This is a genomic window from Desulforhopalus vacuolatus (assembly GCF_016918505.1).
GTDB classification, from domain to species: domain Bacteria; phylum Desulfobacterota; class Desulfobulbia; order Desulfobulbales; family Desulfocapsaceae; genus Desulforhopalus; species Desulforhopalus vacuolatus.
In genome coordinates, this window is sequence record NZ_JAFFPZ010000143.1 from 1 (window position 1) to 368 (window position 368).

General features: G+C 44.8%; 1 pseudogene. It reads left to right on the forward strand.

Annotated features, from left to right (window positions below):
* Positions 1 to 100: 100 nt before the first annotated feature.
* Positions 101 to 368 (forward strand): annotated as a pseudogene (locus tag JWG39_RS16280) (hypothetical protein); the annotation flags it as partial.

The following is a 368-nucleotide window of genomic DNA, read 5'->3' on the forward strand; positions in this document are numbered from 1 at the left end:
CGTAATGAAGCAAGACAGCAGGCAGCAGAACAGGCAGCAGCTATGCAAATACACAAACGAAAATGCAGTCCACGACCACGAAAACGGTTAAAAAAGAAACATGCAATTTTCTAACCGGACACCACTGAAAAACAGTAAAAATTCCAGTCTGCCTCCTTCTCAGACAGAGCCGGATACAACATCCACTGAAAATTCTGGCGGCAAAGGTAAAGGGAAGAATGTCAGTGGCGAAGTCAGCAATACTCGGGTGGTAGAGAACGTTACTGTTGCCGAAGTCGCAATTTGTGATGTCTGTGGTAATCCTCTGAGCGACGTCCCGTGCCATGAACATGAACGACGGACAAAAATAGATATCATTTTTGAAAAAG